28 protein-coding genes are annotated in these 25,315 nt (G+C 69.2%); 15 read left to right on the forward strand and 13 right to left on the reverse strand.

From position 1 onward, the window contains the following. Positions 1 to 322: 322 nt before the first annotated feature. On the forward strand, positions 323 to 1,687 hold the full coding sequence (locus AC0QTQ_RS16965) for a PAS domain-containing sensor histidine kinase (RefSeq protein WP_480257545.1): 1,365 nt from the start codon (positions 323 to 325) through the stop codon (positions 1,685 to 1,687). A 152-nt stretch (positions 1,688 to 1,839) separates the two neighbouring features. On the opposite strand, the gene AC0QTQ_RS16970 is transcribed toward AC0QTQ_RS16965, so the two are convergent. The 6 genes from AC0QTQ_RS16970 to AC0QTQ_RS16995 all read right to left on the reverse strand — a co-directional run bounded on the left by AC0QTQ_RS16970 (position 1,840) and on the right by AC0QTQ_RS16995 (position 7,202). Further along, positions 1,840 to 2,199, reverse strand: coding sequence for an Hpt domain-containing protein (locus AC0QTQ_RS16970; RefSeq protein WP_480257546.1), 360 nt, complete (start codon positions 2,197 to 2,199; stop codon positions 1,840 to 1,842). A gap of 26 nt (positions 2,200 to 2,225) precedes the next feature. Next, entirely contained in the window at positions 2,226 to 3,209 is a 984-nt protein-coding gene (locus AC0QTQ_RS16975; protein WP_121533647.1) for a response regulator, read from the reverse strand. 221 nt (positions 3,210 to 3,430) lie between these two features. Then, a complete protein-coding gene (gene lepA, locus AC0QTQ_RS16980) occupies positions 3,431 to 5,230 on the reverse strand; it encodes a translation elongation factor 4 (protein ID WP_480257547.1) in 1,800 nt (599 codons plus the stop codon). An 88-nt stretch (positions 5,231 to 5,318) separates the two neighbouring features. Next, positions 5,319 to 5,867: a biotin transporter BioY gene (locus tag AC0QTQ_RS16985; RefSeq protein WP_121533651.1), complete on the reverse strand. Its 549-nt coding sequence runs from the start codon at positions 5,865 to 5,867 to the stop codon at positions 5,319 to 5,321. A 1-nt stretch (position 5,868) separates the two neighbouring features. Beyond that, entirely contained in the window at positions 5,869 to 6,501 is a 633-nt protein-coding gene (locus AC0QTQ_RS16990) for an energy-coupling factor transporter transmembrane component T family protein (protein ID WP_480257548.1), read from the reverse strand. Then, positions 6,495 to 7,202, reverse strand: coding sequence for an energy-coupling factor ABC transporter ATP-binding protein (locus AC0QTQ_RS16995; RefSeq protein ID WP_480257549.1), 708 nt, complete (start codon positions 7,200 to 7,202; stop codon positions 6,495 to 6,497). The genes AC0QTQ_RS16990 and AC0QTQ_RS16995 overlap by 7 nt, the downstream gene beginning before the upstream one ends. Before the next feature lie 153 nt (positions 7,203 to 7,355). Between AC0QTQ_RS16995 and AC0QTQ_RS17000 the strand changes: the two genes are divergently transcribed. Continuing rightward, positions 7,356 to 7,544 (forward strand): heavy-metal-associated domain-containing protein, encoded by a 189-nt coding sequence (locus AC0QTQ_RS17000; protein WP_121533656.1) that lies wholly within the window; start codon positions 7,356 to 7,358, stop codon positions 7,542 to 7,544. Between the two features lie 208 nt (positions 7,545 to 7,752). Continuing rightward, a complete protein-coding gene (locus tag AC0QTQ_RS17005) occupies positions 7,753 to 8,049 on the forward strand; it encodes a hypothetical protein (RefSeq protein ID WP_480257550.1) in 297 nt (98 codons plus the stop codon). Here the strand turns inward: AC0QTQ_RS17005 and AC0QTQ_RS17010 are convergent. Further along, the gene (locus AC0QTQ_RS17010; RefSeq protein ID WP_480257551.1) at positions 8,034 to 8,483 is read right to left on the reverse strand and encodes a low molecular weight protein-tyrosine-phosphatase; all 450 of its coding nucleotides are present in this window, start codon (positions 8,481 to 8,483) and stop codon (positions 8,034 to 8,036) included. The two genes, AC0QTQ_RS17005 and AC0QTQ_RS17010, sit on opposite strands and share 16 nt — an antisense overlap. 28 nt (positions 8,484 to 8,511) lie before the next feature. Between AC0QTQ_RS17010 and AC0QTQ_RS17015 the strand changes: the two genes are divergently transcribed. The 4 genes from AC0QTQ_RS17015 (at position 8,512) to AC0QTQ_RS17030 (ending at position 10,768) form a co-directional block, all read left to right on the forward strand. Beyond that, entirely contained in the window at positions 8,512 to 9,201 is a 690-nt protein-coding gene (locus AC0QTQ_RS17015) for an NAD-dependent deacylase (RefSeq protein ID WP_480257552.1), read from the forward strand. A gap of 239 nt (positions 9,202 to 9,440) precedes the next feature. Beyond that, positions 9,441 to 9,728, forward strand: a complete 288-nt coding sequence (gene rpmB, locus AC0QTQ_RS17020; protein ID WP_121533664.1) for a 50S ribosomal protein L28 — start codon at positions 9,441 to 9,443, stop codon at positions 9,726 to 9,728. Positions 9,729 to 9,848: 120 nt separating this feature from the next. Continuing rightward, positions 9,849 to 10,202: a hypothetical protein gene (locus AC0QTQ_RS17025; RefSeq protein WP_480257553.1), complete on the forward strand. Its 354-nt coding sequence runs from the start codon at positions 9,849 to 9,851 to the stop codon at positions 10,200 to 10,202. Positions 10,203 to 10,246: 44 nt separating this feature from the next. After that, the gene (locus tag AC0QTQ_RS17030; RefSeq protein ID WP_480257554.1) at positions 10,247 to 10,768 is read left to right on the forward strand and encodes a copper chaperone PCu(A)C; all 522 of its coding nucleotides are present in this window, start codon (positions 10,247 to 10,249) and stop codon (positions 10,766 to 10,768) included. Between the two features lie 69 nt (positions 10,769 to 10,837). Here AC0QTQ_RS17030 and meaB read toward each other — a convergent pair whose 3' ends face one another. Beyond that, a complete protein-coding gene (gene meaB / locus AC0QTQ_RS17035) occupies positions 10,838 to 11,851 on the reverse strand; it encodes a methylmalonyl Co-A mutase-associated GTPase MeaB (RefSeq protein WP_480257555.1) in 1,014 nt (337 codons plus the stop codon). Positions 11,852 to 11,974: 123 nt separating this feature from the next. Here meaB and AC0QTQ_RS17040 point away from each other — a divergent pair, with 123 nt between their 5' ends. Further along, positions 11,975 to 12,730, forward strand: coding sequence for a DUF3108 domain-containing protein (locus tag AC0QTQ_RS17040; RefSeq protein WP_480257556.1), 756 nt, complete (start codon positions 11,975 to 11,977; stop codon positions 12,728 to 12,730). A gap of 7 nt (positions 12,731 to 12,737) precedes the next feature. Then, positions 12,738 to 15,176 (forward strand): ATP-dependent helicase HrpB, encoded by a 2,439-nt coding sequence (hrpB, locus tag AC0QTQ_RS17045; RefSeq protein ID WP_480257557.1) that lies wholly within the window; start codon positions 12,738 to 12,740, stop codon positions 15,174 to 15,176. A 336-nt stretch (positions 15,177 to 15,512) separates the two neighbouring features. Here hrpB and argF read toward each other — a convergent pair whose 3' ends face one another. Both argF and AC0QTQ_RS17055 read right to left on the reverse strand, forming a co-directional pair. Next, positions 15,513 to 16,439: an ornithine carbamoyltransferase gene (gene argF, locus AC0QTQ_RS17050; protein WP_480257558.1), complete on the reverse strand. Its 927-nt coding sequence runs from the start codon at positions 16,437 to 16,439 to the stop codon at positions 15,513 to 15,515. A gap of 64 nt (positions 16,440 to 16,503) precedes the next feature. Then, positions 16,504 to 17,685 (reverse strand): aspartate aminotransferase family protein, encoded by a 1,182-nt coding sequence (locus AC0QTQ_RS17055; RefSeq protein WP_121533678.1) that lies wholly within the window; start codon positions 17,683 to 17,685, stop codon positions 16,504 to 16,506. Positions 17,686 to 17,968: 283 nt separating this feature from the next. Here AC0QTQ_RS17055 and AC0QTQ_RS17060 point away from each other — a divergent pair, with 283 nt between their 5' ends. Then, positions 17,969 to 18,838 (forward strand): 50S ribosomal protein L11 methyltransferase, encoded by an 870-nt coding sequence (locus AC0QTQ_RS17060; protein WP_480257559.1) that lies wholly within the window; start codon positions 17,969 to 17,971, stop codon positions 18,836 to 18,838. Between the two features lie 108 nt (positions 18,839 to 18,946). After that, complete coding sequence (locus AC0QTQ_RS17065; RefSeq protein ID WP_121533681.1) at positions 18,947 to 19,294, forward strand: hypothetical protein; 348 nt, start codon at positions 18,947 to 18,949, stop codon at positions 19,292 to 19,294. Between the two features lie 95 nt (positions 19,295 to 19,389). Here the strand turns inward: AC0QTQ_RS17065 and AC0QTQ_RS17070 are convergent, their stop codons facing one another. Then, on the reverse strand, positions 19,390 to 19,578 hold the full coding sequence (locus tag AC0QTQ_RS17070; protein ID WP_480257560.1) for a DUF1127 domain-containing protein: 189 nt from the start codon (positions 19,576 to 19,578) through the stop codon (positions 19,390 to 19,392). Positions 19,579 to 19,911: 333 nt separating this feature from the next. Here AC0QTQ_RS17070 and ruvC point away from each other — a divergent pair, with 333 nt between their 5' ends. The 4 genes from ruvC (at position 19,912) to AC0QTQ_RS17090 (ending at position 22,718) form a co-directional block, all read left to right on the forward strand. Then, entirely contained in the window at positions 19,912 to 20,463 is a 552-nt protein-coding gene (gene ruvC, locus AC0QTQ_RS17075) for a crossover junction endodeoxyribonuclease RuvC (protein ID WP_121533685.1), read from the forward strand. Beyond that, positions 20,460 to 21,128: a Holliday junction branch migration protein RuvA gene (gene ruvA / locus AC0QTQ_RS17080; RefSeq protein WP_480257561.1), complete on the forward strand. Its 669-nt coding sequence runs from the start codon at positions 20,460 to 20,462 to the stop codon at positions 21,126 to 21,128. The genes ruvC and ruvA overlap by 4 nt, the downstream gene beginning before the upstream one ends. A 74-nt stretch (positions 21,129 to 21,202) precedes the next feature. Continuing rightward, positions 21,203 to 22,249: a Holliday junction branch migration DNA helicase RuvB gene (ruvB, locus tag AC0QTQ_RS17085; protein ID WP_480257562.1), complete on the forward strand. Its 1,047-nt coding sequence runs from the start codon at positions 21,203 to 21,205 to the stop codon at positions 22,247 to 22,249. Positions 22,250 to 22,310: 61 nt separating this feature from the next. Next, positions 22,311 to 22,718: a group III truncated hemoglobin gene (locus AC0QTQ_RS17090; RefSeq protein ID WP_480257563.1), complete on the forward strand. Its 408-nt coding sequence runs from the start codon at positions 22,311 to 22,313 to the stop codon at positions 22,716 to 22,718. Positions 22,719 to 22,785: 67 nt separating this feature from the next. Here AC0QTQ_RS17090 and AC0QTQ_RS17095 read toward each other — a convergent pair whose 3' ends face one another. Further along, positions 22,786 to 23,799, reverse strand: a complete 1,014-nt coding sequence (locus AC0QTQ_RS17095) for a YcjF family protein (RefSeq protein WP_480257564.1) — start codon at positions 23,797 to 23,799, stop codon at positions 22,786 to 22,788. Continuing rightward, positions 23,796 to 25,199, reverse strand: a complete 1,404-nt coding sequence (locus AC0QTQ_RS17100; protein ID WP_480257565.1) for a YcjX family GTP-binding protein — start codon at positions 25,197 to 25,199, stop codon at positions 23,796 to 23,798. Before AC0QTQ_RS17100 ends, AC0QTQ_RS17095 begins: the two co-directional genes overlap by 4 nt. Positions 25,200 to 25,315 lie beyond the last annotated feature (116 nt).

Consider the following 25,315-nt stretch of genomic DNA (forward strand, 5'->3'; position numbering starts at 1 on the left):
CACGATTTCGACCGGTTCTATCCTTAGTCCCGGACCAATTGGATGAGATAGATTTGTTAACCGCGATTAGGACGATGCCGCCCTGAGCTTCCTGTCTGTGCAATCGGGCCGTGACGCGGTCCGACAGCCGGCGGCTGAAATTCAGGGGCAGATCATTGATGGGGTTTTGTTGACGATGGAACAGTCTGTTCGACTTGCCGTCCCGGCTGTGCTCGGGGCTTTCTCCAGGACGGCGCTTGCGTCGCTGAAAGGAGGTGCAGCCCGGGCAGAGGAGGCCATCGCCGCGCTTCCCCAAAGCGAGCACGGAGGTGCGGGTCAGGTGATGGACGGCAATGCCATGGTCATCGTATCCGGCCCGGATGGCCGGATCTGCGAGGTCAGCGAGAGATTCCTGCACGCGGTCGGCTACCCGAGCGCCGCTCTGATCGGCATGGCCGCAGAGCGGGTCTATGTCGACGAGGACGGCCGGCTGAATGACGAGATCCGCGAGACCACCGGCCGCGGCCGGATCTGGTCGGGCGCGCCGCAACTGCGCGCCGCCGACGGCCGCCTTCTGGCCACGCGCTGTGTCATCATTCCGGTGCGCGACCCCGATGGCCGCAACCGGCGCAACGTGGCGATTCACCTCGAGGTCACCGGCACCCGGCTGACCCAGATGGAACACATGATCGCCTCGGCCTTCAACATGATGCGCGAGGCGGTCTATGTCGTCGACGCCGCCACCCAGACCCTGTGCTTCATGAACGACTTCGCCTTGCAGGAGCAGGGCTGGTGCCTGGGCGAGATCGGCACACGCACCATGTCGGACACCAATTACATGGCCGAACAGGAGGTGATCGACGCGCTCTTCCGCATGGTCGAGAGCGACGGCAAGGGCTCGGCCCTGTTCCAGTCGGAACACGGCGCACGCACCTGCGAGGCGCAGGCCTATGCCATCACCACGGAGACCGGCGAACATCGCATCCTGCTGATCCTGCGTGACATCTCGCAACAGGCGAAGGCCGAGCGCGACCGCAAGGAGCTGCTCTCGGTCATCACCCACGAGCTGCGCACACCGCTGACCAGCATCAAGGGCGCGCTCGAACTGCTGAAGGCCGGCGCCGTGGGTGCGCTCTCCGAACAGGCCCATTCGCTCATCACCATCGCCGCGAACAACAGCGAGCGGATGCTCGGCCTGATCCGCGACATCCTCGACATGGAGGAGATCGGCCAGGACAGTTTCGAGATGGAAAGCGAGCCCGTCGATCTGAGCGCCCTCGTGCGCAACGCGATCGAGGCGCATCGCGGCTATGGCGCGCATCTGGGCGTCAGCTTCGTCGACGGCGGCACCATGCCCGACGTCATCGCCCGGGCCGAGCCGGTGCGGCTTGCCCAGGTGCTGTCGAACCTGCTGTCGAATGCCGCCAAGGTCACCGCGCCGGGCGGCACGATCGAGATCTGGGCACGCCGCGAGCAGGGCTGCGGCGTGATCTACGTGCGCGATCACGGCCCCGGCATTCCGCTGCAGCTGCGCGACAAGCTGTTCAGCCGCTTCACCAAATCCGAGGCCCCGAACCGCTCGCGGGTGTCGGGCTCGGGGCTGGGGCTGAGCATCGTGAAGACCATCATCGACAAGCTCGACGGCGAGATCACCTTCTCGACCGAGACCGGCAAGGGCACCACCTTCCGCGTCGCCCTGCCGCTCTGATCCCCCGTCCCGACCTCCGCCCCGCCCAGCGGTTCCTCCGCGGGCGGGCGTTTCGTTTCGGACGCCCCCCACCGCAGCACCTTCTCGGACAGACGAAAACCGCCGGCACGGGGTGCGGGCGGCGGGGATCGCGCGGCGGCGAGGAAAGCGGGTCAGTCGTCGAAGGCCGCGGCTTCCATCAGATCCATCAGCGGATCGAGCATCGCGGCCAGCCCCGCGGGCACCTTCGGCTGCGGCATCCGCAGCAGGCGCTGCAGCTGCCCGTCCAGCTCGGCCGCGCGGGTTCCAAGTTCGGGAAAGCCGACCGTGGCCGCGACGCCGCTGATCTTGTGGACCAGGAAGGCAAGCGCGCCGATCGCCTCGGCCGCCTGCGCCGGATCATCGAGCGCCGCCTGCAACCGCTCGACCTCGACGATCTGCGGCACCAGACGCTCGGTGAACTGCGCCCGCGCCTCCGCCAGCGCCTTCGCCAGCGGTGCAGGCATCGGACCGGGGAAGGAGGGGGCAGGCATGATCGTCGCCTTTGCGAAAGGGGTCCTCAGTTGAACAGGCCGCGGAACTGCTGCAGCGCGCCGGACCGCGTCCGCGTCTGAGCGTAGGCCTGCGAGATCGTCTTCGCAATCAGGTCCTTCGGGCTCGTGTCGAACATCGAGGTATGGACCTGCTCGCCCACCGAGACCGAGACGTTCATCGGCAGACCGCAATCGATCGTCAGCCCGAATTCCGCCAGCGTCATGCCAAGCGCCACTTCCAGATCCTCGCGCTCGATGTCGTTCACCCGCGGCAGGACGGCGACGAAGCTGCCGTTGCCGTAATAGGTGATCATCACCTCGAGATGGCGCAGGTTCTCGAACACCGCCTCGGCGACATCGGTCAGGATGCCGCGGAACTCGGACGGGCTGCTCATCGAATAGAGGCTTTCCACCCGGCGGATCTGGAAGCCGACCGCCGCCACCATGAAGCGGCGCAGGCGGCTGAGCCGGTGCAGGTAGTTTTCCATGGCGAGCGCGTTGATGACCCGCGGCACATCGTAAAGCGTGATCGGATCGGCCAGCTCGAAGGGCACGGCCTGGCCCTGCTGCAGGCTGTCGATTTCCGAGCGCAGCGCCTGCGCCGCCTTCACCGAATCGGCGGCCCGCTGCTGCTCGGAGTAGAGCGCCTGCGCCACGCGCAGCCGCGCGCCCAGTTCCTGCACCTCGATCGGCTTGGTGATGTAATCGGTCGCGCCGGTGGCGAAGGCCGCGTCGATGAACGGCTTCTCGGTGACCGAGGTCAGCATCAGGATCGGCGTGCGCCGGTGCAGCGGATTGGCGCGGATGTGGCGGACAAGCTCGATCCCGTCCATCCCCGGCATCTTGATGTCGAGCAGGAAGGTGCTGAACAGATCGCCCGAACGGCCGATCTTCTGCAGCGCCTCCTCGCCGCTCATTGCATATTGCACATCCGCGTAACCGAGAGAGGAAAGGACCCCGTCCATCAGTCGCAGGATGATCGGGTCGTCATCGACCACAAGCAATGCCATCGTCTCGTCTCCGCTTCCTCGGGAACCCGCCTGCCCGTGTCGACACCGACCTCGAGGCAACGATTCCCTGCTCAAACAACCTTGAGACGAACGTCAGGGTTAATTCAGGCGCATTTAAGGCAATTTATTGGAAACCATGCCCCGGGGGATTTCATCCGCAGGATGAGTGACCGGGCCGGAGCCCCCGAAGGAAAAGGCCGCGCGGTTTCCCGCGCGGCGCTTCATTCGTCCATCTTGAGGGCAGAGATGAAGGCGGATTGCGGGATCTCGACCTTGCCGAACTGCCGCATCTTCTTCTTGCCGGCCTTCTGCTTTTCCAGAAGCTTCTTCTTCCGGGTGGCGTCGCCGCCATAGCACTTGGCCGTCACGTCCTTGCGCATCGCGCTGAGCGTCTCGCGGGCGATGACGCGGCCGCCGATCGCCGCCTGGATCGGGATCTTGAACATGTGCCGCGGGATCAGCTCCTTGAGCTTTTCCACCATGGCGCGGCCCCGCGCCTCGGCACGGTCGCGGTGCACCATGATCGAGAGCGCATCGACCGGCTCGTCGTTCACCAGGATCGACATCTTCACGAGGAAATCCTCGCGGTACTCGCTGAGCTGGTAGTCGAACGAGGCGTAGCCCTTCGTCACCGATTTCAGCCGGTCGTAGAAGTCGAACACCACTTCGGCGAGCGGCAGGTCATAGACCACCATCGCGCGCGAGCCGGCATAGGTCAGGTCGAGCTGGATGCCGCGGCGGTCCTGGCACAGCTTCAGCACGTCGCCCAGATACTCGTCGGGCACCATGATCGTCGCCTTGATCCGCGGCTCCTCGATATGGTCGAGATAGGTCAGATCGGGCATGTCGGCGGGGTTGTGCAGGTCGCGCACCTCGCCGTCCTTCATGTAGAGCTTGAACACCACCGAGGGCGCGGTGGTGATCAGGTCGAGGTCATATTCGCGCTCCAGCCGGTCGCGGATCACCTCGAGGTGCAGCAGGCCCAGGAAGCCGCAGCGGAAGCCGAAGCCAAGCGCCGCCGAGGTCTCCATCTCGTAGCTGAAGGAGGCGTCGTTCAGCGCCAGCTTCTCGATCGCGTCGCGCAGCGCCTCGAAGTCGTTCGCATCGACCGGGAAGAGGCCGCAGAACACCACCGGCTGCGCCGGCTTGAAGCCCGGCAGCGGCGTCGCGCAGGGCTTCTTCTCGTGGGTGATGGTGTCGCCCACGCGGGTGTCGCGCACCTGCTTGATCGAGGCGGTGAAGACGCCGATCTCGCCCGGGCCCAGTTCCGGGAAATCGACCATCTGCGGTTTCAGAACCGCGAGCTTGTCGATGCCGTAGACGGCGCCGGTCTGCATCATCTTGATCCGGTCGCCCTTGCGGACCACCCCGTCCATGACGCGGATCATCACGACGACGCCGAGATAGGCGTCATACCAGCTGTCGACCAGCATCGCCTTGAGCGGCGCGTCGCGGTCGCCCTTCGGCGCGGGCAGCCGGTGCACGATCGCCTCGAGCACTTCGGGAATGCCAAGCCCGGTCTTCGCCGAGATCGGAATGGCGTCCGAGGCGTCGATGCCGATCACGTCCTCGATGTTCGCCTTGACCGCATCCGGATCGGCCGCCGGCAGGTCGATCTTGTTCAGCACCGGCACGATCTCGTGGCCCGCGTCGATCGCCTGATAGACGTTGGCGAGGGTCTGCGCCTCGACGCCCTGCGAGGCGTCGACGACGAGGAGCGAGCCCTCGACGGCGCGCATCGAGCGGCTGACCTCATAGGCGAAGTCGACGTGGCCGGGGGTGTCGATCAGGTTCAGGACGTAGGTCTCGCCATCCTTCGCCGGGTATTCGATGCGGACGGTGTTCGCCTTGATGGTGATGCCGCGTTCGCGCTCGATATCCATGCTGTCGAGCAGCTGCGCCTTCATGTCGCGCTCGGCCACCGTCCCGGTCATCTGGATGAGCCGGTCGGCGAGCGTGGATTTGCCGTGGTCGATATGCGCCACGATGGAGAAGTTGCGGATGTGATCGAGCTGGGTCATGGCGCGCGTATAGCTGTAAAAACAAGGGCCGGGAAGAGGGATTGCGTGCCCTCCCCGGCCCCGTCGCGGGCGCCGTTCCGGTCCGGGCTCAGCGCGTGCGCGACAGAAGCGCGCCGGGGCGGTAACGGGCGATGGTGGCGGTCAGCCAGCCGGCGATCGCGGCCTTGATCAGGTCGCCCGGCACGAAGGGCAGCGACAGCATCAGCGCCTCGACCGGCCCCTTGCCCAGCACCGCCATCAGCCCGAGCGTGCCGCAGGCGTAAAGCACGACGATACCGCCAAGCGCCGCGCCAAGACCGGCGGCAATGCCGATGTGCAGCCCGCGCAGCTTCTCGACGATCAGCCCGGTGACGAAGGCCGCGGGCAGCCAGCCCACCAGGAAGCCGACGGTCGGCCCGGCGAAGACGCCCAGCCCGCCGCGCCCGCCCGCCAGCACCGGCAGGCCGAGCGCGACGATGATCTCGACCACCAGCACGGCAAGCGCGCCGCGCACCGAGCCGAGCACCGCGCCCGCCAGCATGACGCCCAGCGACTGCGCCGAGACCGGCACGCCCGAGGCGAGCGGGATCGGCGGCACGAGGCCGAGCACCGCGATCAGTGCGGCGAACAGCACGACGAGGGTGAAATTGCGTTCCAAGTCAGTCTCTCCCTTGGGTTGGTTGGGCCGGGCGCGGGGCAAGCCCGCCACGCGCACGCAGCGCATCGGCCAGATGGTCTGAATCATCGAGAAGCGAGAGCGCCAGCGGCGCGATCAGCCGCGGCCCCGGGCGGCGGCGCGAACGCGCCCGCCAGGACAGCGCCAGCAGCTCCATCCGCCCGCGCAGCACCGGGATGAAGCGCAGCACCAGCGCGACGGCCAGCGCCGGCAGCCGCGGTGAAAGGCCGAAGCGGGCCAGCGGCCGCGCCAGCCGCTCGATCAGCGCGATGAGGTCCGGCAGCGGCGTGACCAGCGTGACGAAAGTCGCCAGTGCCACCATGGTGCAGATCCGCAGGCCAAGGGTAAGGCCCAGCAGCGGCGCCCCCTCCCAGACCTGCCAGGCCGCGATGAAGGCGACGATCCACAGCACCGGGCGCAGCGCGCGGGCGCCCTCGGCCACCGCGCGACGGCCAAGGCTGACATAGAGCCCCGCCGTTGCGCCAAGCGCCGCGGCAAGCGGCAGCGGCGCGGTGAGCCAGGTCAGCCCGAGCATCGCCGCCGCAAGCGCGCCGAACTTCAGCCCGACCGGCAGCCGGTGCGCCCAGCTCGTGCCCGGCAGCGCAAGGCTCAGCATGGCTCGTCCTGCGCCGCGGCCTGCATCGCCGCGACATAGGCGGGCAGAACCGCGTCGGGCGGGCCGTCGGCGGCGACACGCCCGGCCTCGATCCAGATCACCCGGTCATAGCCCGCGACGCGGGCCGGATCGTGGGTGATCAGCATCACGTTTTGCGCAAGCGCGGCGATCCGTGCCTCGATCCGCAGCGCGGCGGGGATGTCGAGGCTGTTGAAGGGCTCGTCGAAGAGGACCCAGCGCGGCTCCATCGCCAGCACCGCCATCAGGCAGACGAGCTGGCGCTGGCCCTGCGACAGGGTGTGGCACAGCCGCTCTTCCCAGTCGGCATGGCCGAACCGGGAAAGCATCGCGCGGGCACGCTCGCGCGCCGCGCCACGCGGATGGCCCTGCTGCTCGAGCCCGAAGGCAAGCTCCTCGATCACCGTCGGGAAGATGATCTGGTGGTCAGGGTTCTGGAACAGGATGCCGACGGCCGAGAGCGCCCCGGCCCGGTCGCGCGCCACATCGACGCCCGCCACCCGCAGCCGCCCCGCCTTCGGCGCGATCAGCCCGGCCACCGCGCGCAGAAGCGTGCTTTTCCCCGAGCCGTTGCGGCCGACGACGCCGACGCGCCGCTCGCCGATGTGCAGGCTCAGCCCGTCGAAGATGCGGGTGCCCTCGCGCTCCAGCGTCAGGGTCTCGATCTCGATGCTGCCGTCCATCACGCCCTCCGGTCGCGGTGGTTTGCCCGCTTGTCGGTCGCGGGTCAAACGAAACCCGCGCCGCAGGGCCCGTGCGCAAGAAATTCATCACGCGGGGCATTGACGCGGCGTCGGCGCGGGAGAATCTGTAGCGCAGAAGATCAGGAGGCACAGATGATCCTTTCCGTCCCGAACATGACCTGCGGTCACTGCAAGGCCGCCGTCGAATCCGCCATCACCGAGGTCGGCGGCAAGGCCATCGTCAGCCTCGAAGACCGTGAGGTCGAGGTGAACGGCCTGCCCGAATCGACCGTGCTCGCCGCGTTGAAGGCCGCGGGCTACGAGGCCGAGGTCATCGCCTGAGACGGCAAGACCGGCCTGGGCAGACGCAAGCGGTTGGGCCGGAAACGGCCCCGCCCCGCAAAGTCTGCCATCGCGGTTCCCGACGAAATTTCGCATCGGCGAAATTCCGCCTGTTTCATTGTGAAACCTTGCGTGATCGGGTAGGATCGGCTGCTAATCGACGGGACTCGGGCAACGGACCCACCCGCAGGAATTGAGGCAGCAGCAGATGAAGAAATCCCTCCTTGTGGCGGCCTGCATGATGGTCGCCGGTGCGGCCGGTGCCGGCCCGATCGACAGCGCCTGCATGAAGGCCGGACGCGCGAACAACCGCGCGCTGTGCGGCTGCATCCAGCAGGTCGCCGACCTGACGCTCAGCACCTCTGACCAGCGCCGCGCGGCGGGCTTCTTCAAGGACCCCGACAAGGCACAGCAGGTGCGGATGTCGGACAGCGCCTCGGACAACGACTTCTGGGCGCGCTACAAGAATTTCGCCGCGACGGCCGAATCCTACTGCGGTGGCTGAAGCCGGGCGAGCAGGGCGCGCGCCCCGGCCTCGATGATGTCGAGGCAGCCGTCGAAATCACGGGTATAGTAGGGATCGGGCACCTCTTCGGTGCCCGTTTCGCCATTCAGGAACAGCGAAAGCCCGGCCCGCGCCCCCGCGGGGGCCAGACGGGCGGCATCGCGCAGGTTCTGCCGGTCCATCGCCAGAATCAGGTCGAAGCGGTCGAAATCGGCGCGCACCAGCTGCCGGGCGCGCAGCGCGGCAAGGTCATAGCCCCGCGCCCGGGCCGCCGCCTGCATCGGGCCATAGGGCGGCTCGCCCACATGCCAGTCGCCGGTGCCGGCACTGTCGAGATCGAGCGCAAGCCCCGCGTCCTGCGCGAGCTGGCGCACCACCCCTTCGGCGGCGGGAGAGCGGCAGATGTTGCCAAGGCAGAGAAACAGGATACGCATGAAGCCTTGGTAACCGAGGAGCGGACGGATGGCCAGAATCGTGATTCTCACCGGCGCCGGGATCTCGGCCGAAAGCGGCATCCGCACCTTCCGCGCCGCGGACGGGCTGTGGGAGGATCACCGGGTCGAGGATGTGGCGACGCCCGAGGGCTTTGCCCGCGACCCAGAACTGGTGCTGCGCTTCTACAACGAGCGCCGCGCGGCGGCCGCCGCGGCCGAACCGAATGCCGCACATCGCGCGCTCGCCGCACTCGAGGCCGATGGCCGGCACGAGGTGCTGGTGGTGACGCAGAACGTCGACGACCTGCACGAGCGGGCGGGCTCGCAGGCGCTGATCCACATGCACGGCACACTGACCGGGGCGCTGTGCGCCGCCTGCGGCGCGCGCTGGCCCGCGCCCGCGGTGATGCGGATCACCGATCCCTGCCCCGCCTGCGCGGCGCGTGCGGCGCGGCCCGACATCGTCTGGTTCGGCGAGATGCCCTATCGGATGGAGGAGATCTGGGCCGCGCTGCGGGCGGCCGATCTCTTCGTCTCGATCGGCACTTCGGGCAATGTCTATCCGGCGGCGGGATTCGTCGCCGATGCGCGGCATGCCGGGGTCGAGACGCTCGAGCTGAACCTCAAGCCCTCGATGGGCACGCGGTTCTTCGATGCGGCCCGGCACGGGCCGGCGACGCAGGTGGTGCCGGACTGGGTCGCGGGGATGCTGGCCTGAGGTCGCGAGGGGCGCCGCCCCTCTTCGGCTGCGCCGCATTCACCCCACCGAATTCATCCGCGGGATTTCGGGCAAGGAGAAAGCGCGCGGGCAGGCAGGGGCGCGGCGCGATGAATCGCTTGACGCGGCGGGGCTTTGCCCTTATGCCCCGCAAACAGATTTCCGGGCGCCGCCTTTGCGGTGTCCGCTTGGTATGAACAGGGCGGACACGCGCCCCGAGGAAACGAAGGATTGATGCCATGTCGCGCGTCTGCGAACTGACCGGCAAGGGCCCGATGTCGGGCAACAATATCAGCCACGCGAACAACAAGACGCGTCGCCGGTTTCTGCCGAACCTGAACGAAGTTACCCTGATCTCGGACGTGCTGGGCCAGTCGTTCAAGCTGCGCATCTCGGCCGCCGGCCTGCGCACCGTGGACCACCGCGGCGGGCTTGACGCCTTCCTGCTGAAGGCCGCCGATGCCGAGCTCTCGGGCACCGCGCTGAAGATCAAGAAGGCGATCCTCAAGGCTCAGGCCGCCGCCTGATCCGGGATCTCCCGACGACTTGAAAGGCCTCGCCTCGGCGGGGCCTTTTCGTTTTGCCTGCGTCACGATGACGTGAAAGGGCCTCTGGCGCGCCCCCGGGCGCGCGGATATGCTGCCCTCATGTCCGTGCGATCCCTGCGCCCCCTCTTCATCGCCCTGATGGCGACGATCCTCGCGGTGACGAGCCTGACCATGGCCGTCGCCCGGGGGCAGGCGCGGGTTGCCGGCGAGATCGTGATCTGCACCGGCTACGGCATCACCATGGTCACGGTGGACGACGAGGGCAATCCCACAGGCCCCGTCCATCTGTGCCCGGACATGGTGCTTGGCATGATGGCCGCGCTCGATACGCCGCCCCCGGTCCTCACGCGTCCCGAGGGACGGGTGGAGCGGGTCGAGGCGCCCGCCCCCGCGCCGCTGCGGGGCAGCCTGGTGCCCCAGCCCCGGGCGCGCGATCCGCCGGCTTTCGTCTGATCCCTTCGCATTCCGAACGCTTCTGGACAGACCGAGGACCCTTCATGTTCCGCACTTCCCTTCTTGCGACCGCCGCGGCGGTCTTTCTTGCCGCGCCCGCTCTTGCCGGCGACATCACGATCACGGACCCCTATGCCATCGCCTCGACGATGATGTCGAAATCCGGCGCCGCCTTCATGCGCATCGAGAATGCCGGCGCCAGCGATGACCGGCTGGTCGGCGCGGCCTCCGACATCGCCGAGCGGGTCGAGCTGCACACCCATATCGCCGATGCCAATGGCGTGATGAAGATGGTCGAGGTGAAGGAAGGCTTCCCGGTGCCAGCCCATGGCGAACACATCCTGCAGCGCGGCTCCGACCATGTGATGTTCCTCGGGCTGAAGCAGCCGCTGAACGACGGCGACACCGTGCATGTGGTGCTGACCTTCGAGAAGGCGGGCGAGGTTCCGGTCGACATTCCGGTCGATCTGAAGCGCGTGCCGGCCGCCGCCGCCCCCGCCGCCGGCCAGATGAACATGAAAGGCATGGACCATGGCGCCATGCCCGGCATGAACATGTCGAACTGAGCCTGCCCCCTGCAGCACAGCGAAACGCCGCCCCGAGGGGCGGCGTTTTTCGTTGCCTTGGGGGTTTTCTCAGGCGCCGAGGGCGGCCAGCATCTCGGCCGCGGCCGCCGCAGGAGCGGCCTCGCCACGGGCCACGGCGGCGCCAAGCGCGTCCATCTTCGCGCGGATCTCGGGGTCGCGGTGCAGCCGGGCCAGAAGCCCCTCGCGCACCTCGCTTTCGAACCAGTGCCGCGCCTGCGCCGCGCGACGGCGGTCGAAATGGCCGTGCTCGCGGCGCCAGGCGGCCAGCGTCGACATCTCGTCCCAGGCCGATTTCAGCCCCTGCTCCTCGAGCGCCGAGACCGGCAGTGCCTTCGGGAAGCCCTCGGGGTCCTGCGGCCGCTTGCGCAGAAGCCGCAGCGCCCCGGCGTAATCGCTGACCGTGCGCATCGCCGCGGGCTTCAGATCACCATCGGCCTTGTTCACCAGGATCATGTCGGCCATCTCCATGATGCCGCGCTTGACCCCCTGCAACTCGTCGCCGCCCGCGGGCGCCATGAGCAGGATGAACAGGTCGGTCATCTCGGCCACCAGGGTCTCGGACTGGCCCACCCCCACGGTCTCGATCAGCACCACGTCGAAGCCCGCCGCCTCGCACAGGGCCACCGCCTCGCGGGTGCGCCGCGCCACGCCGCCCAGCTGCGCCTGGCTCGGCGAAGGCCGGATGAAGGCCATCGGATCGCGCGAGAGCCGCTCCATCCGCGTCTTGTCGCCGAGGATCGAGCCGCCCGAGCGCGCCGAGGACGGGTCGACCGCCAGCACCGCGACCTTCAGCCCCTGCCCGGTCAGCATCAGGCCGAAGCTCTCGATGAAGGTCGACTTGCCGACGCCGGGCGTGCCCGACAGCCCGACCCGCAGCGCCTGCCGGCCGGCGCCCGCAAGCGCCTCGAGCAGCGCCGTCGCCTGCGCGCGGTGATCCGCCCGCCCCGATTCCACCAGCGTGATCGCCCGCGCCAGCGCCCGCCGCTCGCCCGCAAGGATGCGTGGAACCAGATCGGCGACGAGAGGATCGGAGACGGGAGCGGCGGAAATCGGATCGGTCATCGGCGGGCCTTCGCTGACGGGGCAGGACGCACGATCCCTCAGCGGATCGTGAAACGGTTTCGGTTTTCTGCCCCCATCGGGCAGTGTATGTCCAGTGCGAAGGCCGTGTTTCCGAGGAGAGCCATGATCCGCGCGTTTCCGAACCCCCTGCGCCGCGCCGCCCTGCCGCTCGCCGGTGCGCTGGCTGCGACGCTGTGTCTCGCCGCGCCGCTCCACGCGGACCAGACCGACCGCATCGTCTTCGACGTCTCGCTGCGCGGCGTCTCGGCGGGCCGGCTCAGCATCAACGGCAAGATCGAGGGGGCCAATTACGGCGCGAACGGCACGCTCGAGACCACCGGCCTGCTCGGCTTCCTGCGCAAGATCCGCTATGACGCGACGGTCGCCGGCAGCTATGCCGCGGGCACCTTCACCCCGCAGCGCTTCGACGAGACCGCGAACCGGCCGGGCGACGAATCGGAACATGTGATCGTCTATCAGAACGGCACCCCGGTCTCGGTCAGCCGCAACCCGCCACGCAAGCCGCGCAAGACAGATGTCGACCCGGCCAAGCAGGGCGGCACGATCGACCCGCTCACCGCGCTTTACGCGGTGCTGCGCGATGTCGACCGCGACGAGGCCTGCAAGCTGAACGTCACCATGTATGACGGCGCCCGGCGCAGCCAGGTCAGCCTGAACGCGCCGCAGGCCGATGGCGACGGCGTCACCTGCACGGGCGAGTATCGCCGGCTCGAGGGCTTCTCGGCCAAGGACATGAAGGAGAAGAGCCGCTTCCCCTTCACCCTGATCTATGCCCCCACGCCCGACGGCAAGCGCCTGCAGGTGGTCGAGATCAACACCGACACGATCTATGGCACCGGCCGGCTGAAACGGCGATAAGGGCCGGGTGAAAGACCGACTGCCCATAGACACGGTTCTGCCCGACCTCGCCTCGGCGCTGATGCGCGCGGGGCGCGTGGTGTTGATGGCGCCGCCCGGCGCCGGCAAGACCACGCGCGTGCCGCTCGCGCTTCTCGACCATGTCGCGGGCCGGATCGTGATGCTGGAACCGCGCCGCCTTGCCGCGCGCGCCGCGGCCGAGCGCATGGCCGAGACGCTCGGCGAGCCCGTCGGCGCGCGCGTCGGCTACCGCATCCGTGGCGAGACGAAGGTGTCGAAGGCCACCCGGATCGAGGTGGTGACCGAGGGCATCCTCACCCGGATGCTGCAATCCGACCCCGAGCTGTCGGGCATCGGCTGCCTGATCTTCGACGAATTCCACGAGCGCTCGCTGAACGCCGATCTCGGCCTTGCGCTGGCCTGGGAGGCGCGGGGCGCGCTGCGCCCGGATCTGGCGATCGTGGTGATGTCGGCGACGCTTGATGCCGGGCCGGTGGCCGCGCTTCTCGACGATGCACCGGTGATCGTGTCGGAGGGCCGGGCCTTCCCGGTCGAAACCCGCTGGCTTGGCCGCCCCATCGCCGCGGGGATGCGGCTCGAGGCGGCGGTGGCGGGGCTGGTCACCGACGCCGTGACCGACAGCACCGGCGGCGTCCTTGTCTTCCTGCCCGGCGAAGGCGAGATCCGCCGCACCGAGGCGCTGCTGAAGGGCCGCCTGCCCGCCGATGTGGCGATCCGCCCGCTTTTCGGCGCGATGGATTTCGCCGCACAGCGCGCCGCCATCGCGCCCGCCGCGCAGGGCCGCAAGGTGGTGCTGGCCACGGCGATCGCCGAGACCTCGCTCACCATCGAGGACGTCCGCATTGTCGTCGATGCCGGCCGCACCCGGCGGCTGCGCTTCGATCCGGCCTCGGGCATGGCACGGCTGGTCACCGAGCGGGTGAGCCGCGCCGAGGCCGAGCAGCGCCGCGGTCGTGCCGGCCGCGTCGCCGAGGGCACCTGCTACCGGCTCTGGACGAAGGGCGAGGAGGGCGCGCTCGCGGCCTTTGCCCCGCCCGAGATCGCGGTGGCCGATCTCGCCGGCCTCGCGCTCGAGCTCGCGCAATGGGGCTCGGACGGCTCCGATCTCGCCTTCCTGACGCCGCCGCCCGCCCCGGCCCTCGCCGAGGCGAGGGCCCTGCTGCACGGCCTCGGCGCACTCGAGGGCACGCGGATCACCGCCCATGGCCGGGCGCTTGCCGCGCTGCCGCTCCACCCGCGGCTCGCCCATATGCTGGTGACCGCCGGGCCCGAGGCGGCGGCGCTCGCCGCGACGCTGGAAGAGCGCGACCCGATCCGCGGCGCCCCCGCCGACCTTGCCCTGCGCCTTGCCGCGATCGCCAATCCGGGCCGCTTCGAGGCCGATCACCCCTGGCCGGTGCACCGCGGCGCGGTCGAGCGCATCCGGCTCGAGGCGAAACGCCTCGCCCGCCTCGTCACGCCCGGCACTGAACGCTTCTCTCTCGCCGAGCAGCTTGCGCTGGCCTATCCCGACCGGATCGGGCTGCGGCGCAAGGGCGAGGCCGCGCGCTATGTGCTTTCGGGCGGCAAGGGCGCGGTGGTGGACGAGACCGATGCCCTTGGCAAGCACCGCCTGATCGTCGCCTCCGACCTCGACGGCGACCCGCGCGAGGCGCGCGTGCGCCAGGGGGTTGCCCTGGCCGATGCCGAGCTGCGCCGCCTCTACGCCGATCAGATCGGCTGGCACGACGTCTGCGAATGGTCGAAGCGCGAGGGCCGGGTGGTGGCGCGCCGACAGGAGCGCTTCGGCGCCCTCGTCCTCGAGGACCGGCACTGGCCCGAGGCCCCGCCCGAGGCCCTCGCCCGCGGCGCGCTCGACGGGCTGCGCCAGATCGGGCTCACGTTCTCCCCGGCCGCCGCACGCTTCCGTGCCCGGGTCGAGATCCTGCGTGCCGACGGCGCCGCCCTGCCCGATCTCTCGGACGGCGCACTTCTGGCGGGCGAGGCGCTGCTGCCCTTCCTGCGCGGCAAGCGGACCGAGGCCGAGCTGCGCGCGCTCGACCTGACCGAGGCTCTGCGCGCCCAGCTGAGCTGGGAGCAGATGGCCGAGCTCGACCGTCTCGTGCCCGGCCATTTCGAGACCCCGCTCGGCCGGCGCGTGCCGATCGACTACGCGGGCGAGGTGCCGACGATCGAGGTGAAACTGCCCGAGATGTATGGCGTCACCATCCACCCCACGGTCGGGCAAAGGCGCCACCCGCTGCGCATCGCGCTGCTCTCGCCGGGGTCGAAGCCGATCCAGGTCACGATGGACCTGCCCGGCTTCTGGGACGGCTCCTATGCCGAGGTGCGCAAGGAGATGCGCGGAAGATACCCACGCCATCCCTGGCCCGAGAACCCGCGCGAGGCCGACCCGACGATGCGCGCGAAACCGCGCGGCACCTGAGCGCAGTGCTGATCCCGAGGGAGGCAGGGGGCGCTGCCCCCTCGCGGCTACGCCGCTCACCCCCGGGATATTTGCAGCAATTGGAAGCCCTTCAGGGATGGTCGAAGGGGGATGGCTGAAAGTCACCCGACTCGGGCCGCAGTGGGGCGGGCAAGCCGGGTGCTTCCAATTGCACGGTCATCGGCGTCCCCGCCTGTACCGTGCAATCAGGCTGGCCGATTCCCCTTAAGAAAGGCTTTCGCCCTTCCAATTGCGCCAAATATCCCGGGGGGTGAATTTGCCGAAGGCAAAGAGGGGGGCAGCGCCCCCCTCCCTTTCCGTCGCCCGTGCCGGCGGTCAGCGGCCGAGGCACCAGCGCATCACCGCCTTCTGCGCGTGCAGCCGGTTTTCCGCCTCGTCGAAGATCACCGAATGCGGCCCGTCCATCACCGCCGAGGTCGCCTCGTCGTTGCGATGCGCGGGCAGGCAATGCATGAACAGCGCGTCGGGCTTCGCCTTCGCCATCAGCGCCTCGTTCACCTGATAGGGGCGCAGCTGGTTATGCCGCCGTTCCTTCGCCGATTCCGGGTCGTGCATCGAGACCCAGGTGTCGGTGACGATCAGATCCGCGCCCTCGACCGCCTTCGCCGGATCGCGTTCGATCTCGACCGTCACCCCTTTCGAGCGGGCGAAGTCGATCCATTCGCGCTCGGGGTCGAGGGTCTGCGGCCCGGTGAAGGTGAGGTCGAAACCGAACTGCCCCGCCGCCTGCAGGAAGGACGCGCAGACGTTGTTGCCGTCGCCCGACCACACCACCTTGCGCCCGGCGATCGGGCCGCGGTGTTCCTCGTAGGTCACGATGTCAGCCATGATCTGGCACGGGTGGGTGCGGTTCGTCAGCCCGTTGATGACGGGCACCGAGGCGTATTCCGCCATCTCGAGCAGCGTCGCCTCCTCGAAGGTGCGGATCATGATCATGTCGACATAGCGCGACAGAACCCGCGCGGTGTCGGCGATGGTCTCGCCATGGCCGAGCTGCATTTCCTTGCCCGAGAGCACCATCGTCTGCCCGCCCAGCTGACGCACACCGACGTCGAAGCTGACGCGGGTGCGGGTCGAGGGCTTCTCGAAGATCAGCGCGACCATGCAGCCCGCAAGCGGCTGCTCGTCGTCGGGCGCGCCCTTCGGGCGGCCGGCGCGGGCGTCCTTCATCGCGCGCGCGGAATCGATGATCTTGCGCAGTTCGGTGGCGTCGGTGGTGTGGATGTCGAGAAAATTGGTCATCGGTTCGTCTTTCTGACGGCGGCCGGGGCAGAGCCCCCGGACCTCCGGAGCGTGGGCCGGAAACTCAGGCCGCGGGTTTAGCAAGGGCGGTGGCGGCAGCATCGAGGCGCGACACCGCCTCGGCCATCTCCTCCTCGGTGATCGTCAGCGCGGGCAGGATGCGCAGCACATTGTCCGCCGCGGCGACGGTCAGCAGATGTTCGGCATAGCCCGCCGCCACCAGCTCGCCCGGCGCCACCTTGCATTTCAGCCCGAGCATCAGGCCGACACCACGCACTTCCTCGAAGATCTCGGGATGCGCGGCCACGAGCCCCTCGAGGCGCTGGCGCAGGAAGCCGCCCTTGGCGTTCACCGCAGCGAGGAAACCGGGCTCGGCCACGATCTCCATCACCTTCGCGCCGACCGCACAGCCGAGCGGGTTGCCGCCATAGGTCGAACCGTGGGTGCCCGCGGTCATGCCTGCCGCCGCCGCCTCGGTCGCGAGCACCGCGCCGAGCGGGAAGCCGCCGCCGATGCCCTTCGCCACCATCATGATGTCGGGGGTCACGCCCGACCATTCATGCGCAAAGAGCCGCCCGGTGCGGCCCATGCCGCATTGCACCTCGTCGAAGATCAGAAGCGTGCCGGTCTCTTCCGAGATCTGCTTGAGCGCCTTCAGGAAGGCGTCGGGCGCGGGCCGGATGCCACCCTCGCCCTGCACGGGTTCGAGCATGATCGCGCAGGTCTTCTCCGACACCGCCGCCTTCACCGCCTCGAGGTCGAGCCAGTCGAGATGGACGAAGCCCGGCAGCACCGGGCCGAAGCCCTTCACCATCTTCTCGGACCCCGCCGCGGCAATCGCCGCCGAGGAGCGGCCATGGAAGGCGCCGCGGAAGGTGATGATCTCGACCCGCTCGGGCGCGCCCTTCTCGTACCAGTACTTGCGCGCCATCTTCACCGCGAGCTCGCAGGCCTCGGTGCCCGAGTTGGTGAAGAACACGGTGTCGGCGAAGGTCTTCTCGACCAGCGCGTCGGCAAGCTTCTGCTGCTCGGGGATCTGGTAGAGGTTCGACACGTGCCAGACCTTGTGCGCCTGTTCGGTCAGCGCCTCGACAAGGACCGGGGCGGCATGGCCGAGGGCGTTCACCGCGATCCCAGCGCCAAGGTCGAGGTATCGGGTGCCGTCCGCCGTCTCGAGCCAGGAGCCCGCACCCTTCACGAAGGCGAGGGGCGCGCGATTATAGGTGGGCAGGACGGAAGAAATCATCGTCAGTCTCCAGAAAGGAAGGCCAAAGGCGTGCCCGACACCCGGGGGGCTGTCAACGGCTTTGGCCGGATTTCGGCGGGTTTGCTGGGAAATGTGGCGATGGGCCACGGGCGATCGGACGTCAGGCGCTGGCGCGGCGACGTCGGGGACGAGCGATATGGGTGGTCCGTGCGATCATGTCCGCCCGATAGCGCGCGCCCCCCCTTCTGTCAAAGGAAATGCGCGCCGGCTTGACCTGTGGCGCGCTTCGCGCCATTGCGGACACAACCCGAAAGGAGCCGCCATGCCCACCTTCACCGCCTTCTGCACCCTCGATGATCGCGACGCCGCCGAGGCGCTGGCCGAACGGATCGAGGACCTCGATCCCGCGCCCTATGGTGTGGGTGTCTTCGAGATCGAGGATGGCTCGGATCGCTGGGAGGTCGGCTCGTATTTCCTCGCCGCGCCGGACGGCGTGGTGCTCGACCTGCTCGCCGCCGCGCATGGGGCGACGCATTTCGTGGTGTCGGAACTGCCCGAGACCGACTGGGTCGCGCATGTGAAACGTGAACTTGCGCCGGTCGTCGCCGGCCGCTTCTTCGTCTATGGCAGCCACGACGCCGACAAGGTGCCCACCGAGTCCGTGCCGCTGCTGATCGAGGCGGCGATGGCCTTCGGCACCGGCCACCATGGCACCACGCTCGGCTGCCTGAGCGCGCTCGACCGGCTGGAACGGGCCGGGCTGCGGGCGAAGAACGTCGCCGACATCGGCTGCGGCACCGCGGTGCTGGCGATGGCGGCCGCGAAGCTCTGGCCCGAGACGGTGCTGGCCTCCGACATCGACCCGGTGGCGGTCGAGACGGCGGCGGCGAATGTCGTGGCGAACGGGCTTGCGGGCCGGGTGATCTGCCTCGAGGCGGCGGGTTTCGCCCATCCGCAGATCGAGGCCGCCGCCCCCTTCGACCTGATCTTCGCCAATATCCTGAAGGCGCCGCTGATCTCGCTCGCCCCCGACATGGGGCGGTTCTGCGCCGAATCAGGGCACGTGATCCTGTCGGGCATCCTGCATGAACAGGCCGACGAGGTGATCGCCGCCTACGAAGCCCAGGGATTTACCCTTGTTTCGCGCGACGAATACGGCGACTGGACGACATTGGTGATGCAGCGGAAATAATGCCGCAATTGATCGTTCGCACCTCGGCCGCATTTGCGCCATAATCCATTAATGCCTTGTTAGGCATGTCATTCGGATGACGTGGTGAGTGGACCGGGGAGTGTGACCATGAGCGACCATGGCCTGAAGAGTTTCGAGAAGCGGCTTGCGCGGATCGACCGGATCCACGCGGCCGGTGGCGCCTTCGAGGCGACGGGGGCGCTCGGGCGTTCCTATTTCGACTCGATGCGGCCGCGGAGCCGCCGGGCGATCCCGTTCCGGGCGATCGCCCTGCTCTTCGTCGGCGCGCTGCTGTTCAAGGGGGCGATCTTCGCCCAGCTCGGCGCCGAGACCTATGATGCCCGCGTCGGCGCCCTGGCACAGGGCACGCTGCCGGAACAGGTCGGGGCCTGGGTGCTGCATGCCGATCCCGTCACGCGCGGCATCGGAGATCTGCTGCACCGGCTGATCTACTGATTTCGGGGGAGGGTGCCGGCTCGGGAGGGTCGGCAGAAACGGAAAGGGCCGCGCGGCGTCACGCCTGCGCGGCCCTACCGATTGCGGCGCTCACGTCAGAGCCCCATGTGCTCGGCGTCGTAGCGGGTCAGGCCGATGTCGCTCAGCTCGCGGTCGCTCAGCTTGGCCAGCGCATTGCGGGTCACGCGCGCGTCATTCCAGGCGACGACGGCGTCGATCAGTTTCGAGAAGGGGCTGGTGCGGCCAGCGCGGCCGAGCACCCGGTTGGTGTCGATAGCGGACATTTCGCGTTTTCCTTGGTTTTTACAAACTGCGTAATTGATGGGCGATGCCCTTGTGACACCGCACATAGAGGGGGCCATTTGCAAAAACAACAGCGGCACAGGCAGTCCCGCCATGCGTTTTCTGCATGCCGCAACGCAGCGAAGCCAGGGATCGCGGGCACCGGACAGAACGCCGGCAAAACCGGTCATTCTGCAGTGCAGCAGAGCGGCCGAACGCGCATTCCGCCCGGTTTCGCGGCCGTCTCCGCCGATCCCCGCCGGGGGCTTTCCTGTTTGCGATGTTCACTTTTCGTGCTAGTCGTTGGAAAAATGCCACAGCGAAGGGCGAGCAGGATGCGGGTGATCGGAATCGATCCGGGGTTGCGAAACCTCGGCTGGGGCGTGATCGAGATGGAGGGCTCGCGCCTGCGCCACCTCGGCAACGGCATCATCCACTCGGCCGGCGAGGAGCTGGCGCTGCGCCTCGTCACCCTGCACGAAGGCCTGACCGAGGTCGTCGCCCGCTTCGCCCCCGAGGCGGCGGCGGTCGAACAGACCTTCGTCAACAAGGATGCCGTGGCGACGCTGAAACTCGGTCAGGCGCGCGGCATCGCGCTGCTGGTGCCGGCGCAGGCCGGCATTCCGGTCGGCGAATATGCGCCCAATGCGATCAAGAAGGCCGTGGTCGGCGTCGGCCATGCCGACAAGGGCCAGGTGCAGCACATGGTCCGCCACCAGCTGCCCGGCGTCACCTTCGAGGGGCCCGACGCCGCCGATGCGCTGGCGATCGCGATCTGCCACGCCCATCACCTGCAATCGGCACATCGCGCCAATGCCGCCCAGCTCGGCCGCGGCGCGATCGAGATCACCGCCGGTCAGGCCCGGATCCGGAGGGCCGCGCAATGATCGGCCGCATCGCCGGCACCATCCTGCACCGCGCCATGGATCACGTGCTGATCGACGTGCGCGGCGTGGGCTATATCGTGCATGTCTCGACCCGCACCGCCTCGAGCCTGCCGCCGGTGGGCGAGGCCTGCGCGCTCTATACCGACCTTCTGGTGCGCGAGGATCTGTTGCAGCTCTTCGGCTTCCCGACGCTCCTCGAGAAGGAGTGGCACCGGCTGCTGACCTCGGTGCAGGGGATCGGCGCCAAGGCCTCGCTCGCCATTCTCGGCACGCTCGGCCCCGAGGGCCTGGGCCGCGCGCTCGCGCTTGGCGACGCGTCGGCGATCAAGGCGGCCCCCGGCGTCGGGCCGAAGCTCGCGCAGCGCGTGGTGATGGAGCTGAAGGACAAGGCGCCGACGGTGATGGCCATGGGCGGCACGCTGACCGTCGACACTGCCCCCTCCGACGAGGGGATCGAGACGACGCCGAAGCCGCGCACCCGCCCCGCCCCCGCCGCGACCCCGAAGGTGAACTTCACCGCCGAGGCGCTCTCGGCCCTCACCAACCTCGGCTACAACCCGTCCGAGGCGGCCAGTGCCGTCGCCCAGGCCGCGGAAAACCCGGAAGCGACCGACACCGCGAAACTGATCCGCGCCGCGCTGCGCCTGCTTGCGCCGAAGGACTGATCCCTTCATCTTGCCGAAAATACCTCGGGGGCGCGGGGGCAGCGCCCCCGCCCTCGCCACAAAGGCCCTGACCGATGACCGAGCCCGACCCCACCCTTCGCCCCGACCGCCTGCCCGAAGACTCCGACCGCGCGCTGCGGCCACAGGCGCTCGAGGAGTTCGTGGGCCAGGCCGAGGCGCGGGCGAACCTGCGCGTCTTCATCGAAAGCGCGAAGATGCGTGGCCAGGCGATGGACCACACGCTGTTCCACGGCCCGCCCGGCCTTGGCAAGACCACGCTCGCACAGATCATGGCGCGCGAGCTCGGCGTCAATTTCAAGATGACCTCGGGCCCGGTGCTGGCGAAGGCCGGCGATCTGGCCGCGATCCTGACCAATCTCGAGCGCAACGACGTGCTCTTCATCGACGAGATCCACCGGATGAACCCGGCGGTCGAGGAAGTCCTCTATCCGGCGATGGAGGATTTCGAGCTCGATCTGGTGATCGGCGAGGGCCCGGCCGCGCGCACCGTGCGGATCGAGCTGCAGCCCTTCACCCTCGTCGGCGCCACGACCCGCCTCGGCCTGCTGACGACGCCCTTGCGCGACCGCTTCGGCATCCCGACGCGGCTGCAGTTCTACACCGAGGACGAGCTTGACCTGATCGTCGCGCGCGGCGCGCGGCTTCTGGGCATCCCGGCCGACCCGGACGGCACCCGCGAGATCGCCAAGCGCGCCCGCGGCACACCGCGCATCGCCGGCCGCCTGCTGCGCCGCGTCGTCGATTTCGCACTGGTCGAGGGCGATGGCCGGCTGACCCGCGCCATCGCCGACCGGGCGCTCACCCGGCTCGGCGTCGACCATCTCGGCCTCGATGGCGCCGACCGGCGCTACATGATGCTGATGGCCGAGCATTACGGCGGCGGCCCGGTGGGCGTAGAGACGCTGTCCGCGGCGCTGTCGGAAAGCCGCGACGCGATCGAGGAAGTGATCGAGCCCTACCTGCTGCAGCAGGGGCTGGTGCAGCGCACGCCGCGCGGGCGGATGCTCGGCCAACGGGCCTGGCGCCACCTCGGCCTGGACGCACCGCCTGTTCCGGGTGCCGTGCCGCCGCCGCAGGGCGAGCTGTTCGAGGACCGCTGAGACATCCTGTCGCTGGACGCGCCTGCCCCCGTGCCCTAGCTCGGACGGGAAGGAGACCCGCATGACCGCCATTCCGCCGCGTTTCGAGATCACCGAGGCCGAGATCGACCTTGTCGTGCAGCGCTTCTACCTGCGCGTGCGCGCCCACCCCGAGCTTGCCCCGATCTTTGCTGCCCATGTCACCGACTGGCCCGCGCATGAGGCGAAGATCGCGCGGTTCTGGAAGGGGGCGATCCTGCATGCGCCCGGCTACGAGGGCAGCCCGATGATGGCGCATCGCCGTGCGGGCAACGTGGCGCCCGGGCACTTCCCCGACTGGCTCGGCACCTTCGACGCGGTGCTGAAGCAGAGCCTTGCGCCCGAGGCGGCGGCGGGCTGGTCGGCGCTCGCACACCGCATCGGCCTTGGTCTGCGCCAGGGGGTCGAGGATGTCGGGCGCGCCCCGGGCGCGGTGCCGAACCTGCGCTGAGCCCCCCTGCCCCGCGGGCGGGTTTCGAGTATTCTTGCCAGGGAAAAGCCAGGGGGCGGGAGATCGGTCAGGCGGCCGGGTCTTCGGGCGCCTTGTCGCGACCGAAGAGCCCGGTCAACGCGCGCCGGGTCAGGTTCGTCACGCGCGGTTTTTGCAGGGCGCGGAAGGGCATCGGCCGGCACACCTCGATCGCGGCGACGCCGACGCGGGCGGTGAGCGCGCCGTTCACCACCCCCTCGCCGAAGCGGCGCGAGAGTTTCGCGAAGAGATGCCCGCCGGTCACCGTCTCGATCAGGTCGTCGCCCGCGGCCACGGCGCCCGTTGCGACGAGATGGGTCATCACCGTGCGCGCAAGCCGCATCGCCCCCAATGTGCCGGCGCGGCCGCCATAGATCTCGGCGACGCGGCGGATCATCCGCAGGTTCGCGGTGAGCGCGGCAAAGACATCGGCGAGCGCCAGCGGCACCACCGCCGTCACCGTCGCCACCATGCGCGCCGCCGCCTCGACCTCGAGCCGCGCGGCGGCATCAAGCGGCGCCATCAGCTCGGTTTCGGCGAGCCGCAGCAGCGTATCGGTATCAAGCTGCTCGGGCCCGCGCTCGGCCAGCGTCCGGCGCGGCCAGTCCATCTCGGCCCGCGCTGCATAAAGCCCCGAGACATGGGTGACGACCTTGCGCGCCCGCCCGAGGTCATCGGCCTGCGCCGCCTCGAGCACCTCGCGATGCACCCGGTCGAGCCGGCCGAGCCGGGCAAAGGCCGCAAGCTCGCGCGCCGCGATCAACAACGCCGCAAGGACAAAGGCGGCAAACAGCACGGTCGCGATCCAGCCCAGCACCGGGTTCGATGCGAACAGCCCCTCGACGAAGCGCCAGGCCGCGACCGAGGCGAGGAAGGTCACAAGCGCCCCGGCAGCGCGCCAGAAGAAGCGGCCGAGTTTCGAGGGCGGGCGCGCGGCGATCCGCGCCGCGATCTGCATCGCGCGGCCTTCGGGCGGCGGCACGTCGCCCGGATCGGTGACCGGCGGCGCCTCGGCCGGCGAGGGCGCGGCCTCCTCGATCTCGATCAGCAGGGGTTTCTTCACAGCTTGTCTCCGATCAGGAATTCCGCGGCGCGATCAAGACGGATATGCGGCGGCCCCTCGCCCGGGCGCAGGGTGACGGGGGCAGGCACGAAGTCCATCAGCGTGTAATCGGCATCGAGCCAGCGCGTCGCGCCCTCGCGCGCGGGCGCCAGAAGCTGTGCCGGATCGGCCGGCAGATCGCCCGGGAAAAGCGCGACCGAGCGGCCGTCGGCCAGCCGGCCCCGCAGCGCCGGCAGCTCCTCGCCCTCGTGGCGGATCACGTCCTCGGTGGTGGTGCGCAGGCTCGCGAGCGACAGCGCCAGCGTCTGCGCCCCGGCGAAATCGGCCCGGTCCTTCGCCTCGCGCAGGAGCGCGCCGGTGATCGCGGTCAGCCGGGCGTGCTGCGAATGGTGCAGGTGATCGGCCTTGGTCGCGGCAAAGAGAATGCGCTCGATCCGCCGCGCGCCCAGGAGCGCGGCCAGAACCCCCGCCTTGCCCGGGCGGAAGGCCGCGAGGATCCCCGCCATCGCGGCGCGCAGATCCTCGAGCGCGGCGGGCCCGGCATGGATCGCGCCGAGCACGTCGACCAGCACCACCTGCCGGTCGATGCGGGCGAAATGCTCGCGGAAGAAGGGCTTGACCACCTTGTCCTTGTAGGCCTCGAAGCGGCGCGCCATCTCGCGACCAAGCGAGCCGCGGGGATACTCGCCCGGTGGCAACGGCGCGAAGGTGAGCGCGGGGGAGCCCGCCATTTCACCGGGCAGCAGGAAGCGGCCGGGAGAACAGTCGGAAAAGCCCACCTCGCGCGCGGCATGCAGATGCGCGGTGAAGGGCGCGGCCAGCGCCCGAGCGGCGGGTTCGGTGAAGGGGGCGGCCAGGTCGGCCGCCGCCAGCGCGGCAAGGAAGGGGCCGCTTTCGGGGCGGCCCGGCAGACGCGCCAGCACCGCCTCGGACCATTGCGCGAAGCTGCGGTCGAGCAGCCCCAGATCCAGCAACCACTCACCCGGGTAATCGACGATGTCGAGATGCACGGTGCGCAGCCCCCGCAGCCCGCCCAGCAGTCCCGTGGGCGCCACGCGAAAGCTCAGCCGCAGCTCGGAGATGGCGCGCGTGCCCTCGGGCCAATGCGGCGCGGGACCGGTCAGCGCGGCAAGATGGCGCTCGTAATCGAAGCGCGGAACGGTGTCGTCGGGCTGTGGCTGCAGGAAGGCCGCGCGGATATTTCCGCCCCCGGTCAGCGCCGGCATCCGGCCGCGGTCGAGCAGGTTGGCGACGAGCGAGGTGATGAACACCGTCTTGCCCGCCCGCGACAGGCCGGTGACGCCCAGCCGGATCACCGGCTCGAACAGCGCCTCGGAAACGGTGGCGCCCAGCCCCTCGACCTGGCGGGTGAGCGTGTCGGCGATGTCGGAAATGCCCAATGCGCTGCCTCGTGTCTTGCCTTCCCTAGATAGGCAACCGCCCGCCGGTTTCACAGGGGGAAAGGCGGGGGCGCTGCCCCCTCTGCGCCTGCGGCGCATTCACCCCCGGGATATTT

The organism is Paenirhodobacter sp. YD-8, assembly GCF_056590935.1.

Bases quoted from the DNA above. Each gene is read 5' to 3' on its own strand.
- AC0QTQ_RS17010 (WP_480257551.1), bottom strand. From the start codon at position 8,483: ATGCGTATCCTGTTTCTCTGCCTTGGCAACATCTGCCGCTCTCCCGCC.
- AC0QTQ_RS16995 (WP_480257549.1), bottom strand. From the start codon at position 7,202: ATGGACGGCAGCATCGAGATCGAGACCCTGACGCTGGAGCGCGAGGGC.
- lepA (WP_480257547.1), bottom strand. From the start codon at position 5,230: ATGACCCAGCTCGATCACATCCGCAACTTCTCCATCGTGGCGCATATC.
- AC0QTQ_RS16970 (WP_480257546.1), bottom strand. From the start codon at position 2,199: ATGCCTGCCCCCTCCTTCCCCGGTCCGATGCCTGCACCGCTGGCGAAG.
- rpmB (WP_121533664.1), top strand. From the start codon at position 9,441: ATGTCGCGCGTCTGCGAACTGACCGGCAAGGGCCCGATGTCGGGCAAC.
- meaB (WP_480257555.1), bottom strand. From the start codon at position 11,851: ATGACCGATCCGATTTCCGCCGCTCCCGTCTCCGATCCTCTCGTCGCC.
- AC0QTQ_RS16975 (WP_121533647.1), bottom strand. From the start codon at position 3,209: ATGGCATTGCTTGTGGTCGATGACGACCCGATCATCCTGCGACTGATG.
- argF (WP_480257558.1), bottom strand. From the start codon at position 16,439: ATGACCAATTTTCTCGACATCCACACCACCGACGCCACCGAACTGCGC.
- AC0QTQ_RS17060 (WP_480257559.1), top strand. From the start codon at position 17,969: ATGCCCACCTTCACCGCCTTCTGCACCCTCGATGATCGCGACGCCGCC.
- AC0QTQ_RS17015 (WP_480257552.1), top strand. From the start codon at position 8,512: ATGGCCAGAATCGTGATTCTCACCGGCGCCGGGATCTCGGCCGAAAGC.
- AC0QTQ_RS17070 (WP_480257560.1), bottom strand. From the start codon at position 19,578: ATGTCCGCTATCGACACCAACCGGGTGCTCGGCCGCGCTGGCCGCACC.
- AC0QTQ_RS17090 (WP_480257563.1), top strand. From the start codon at position 22,311: ATGACCGCCATTCCGCCGCGTTTCGAGATCACCGAGGCCGAGATCGAC.
- AC0QTQ_RS16990 (WP_480257548.1), bottom strand. From the start codon at position 6,501: ATGCTGAGCCTTGCGCTGCCGGGCACGAGCTGGGCGCACCGGCTGCCG.
- AC0QTQ_RS17065 (WP_121533681.1), top strand. From the start codon at position 18,947: ATGAGCGACCATGGCCTGAAGAGTTTCGAGAAGCGGCTTGCGCGGATC.
- AC0QTQ_RS17000 (WP_121533656.1), top strand. From the start codon at position 7,356: ATGATCCTTTCCGTCCCGAACATGACCTGCGGTCACTGCAAGGCCGCC.
- AC0QTQ_RS17030 (WP_480257554.1), top strand. From the start codon at position 10,247: ATGTTCCGCACTTCCCTTCTTGCGACCGCCGCGGCGGTCTTTCTTGCC.
- AC0QTQ_RS17005 (WP_480257550.1), top strand. From the start codon at position 7,753: ATGAAGAAATCCCTCCTTGTGGCGGCCTGCATGATGGTCGCCGGTGCG.
- AC0QTQ_RS17025 (WP_480257553.1), top strand. From the start codon at position 9,849: ATGTCCGTGCGATCCCTGCGCCCCCTCTTCATCGCCCTGATGGCGACG.
- AC0QTQ_RS16965 (WP_480257545.1), top strand. From the start codon at position 323: ATGGACGGCAATGCCATGGTCATCGTATCCGGCCCGGATGGCCGGATC.
- AC0QTQ_RS17055 (WP_121533678.1), bottom strand. From the start codon at position 17,685: ATGATTTCTTCCGTCCTGCCCACCTATAATCGCGCGCCCCTCGCCTTC.
- ruvA (WP_480257561.1), top strand. From the start codon at position 20,460: ATGATCGGCCGCATCGCCGGCACCATCCTGCACCGCGCCATGGATCAC.
- ruvC (WP_121533685.1), top strand. From the start codon at position 19,912: ATGCGGGTGATCGGAATCGATCCGGGGTTGCGAAACCTCGGCTGGGGC.
- ruvB (WP_480257562.1), top strand. From the start codon at position 21,203: ATGACCGAGCCCGACCCCACCCTTCGCCCCGACCGCCTGCCCGAAGAC.
- AC0QTQ_RS17040 (WP_480257556.1), top strand. From the start codon at position 11,975: ATGATCCGCGCGTTTCCGAACCCCCTGCGCCGCGCCGCCCTGCCGCTC.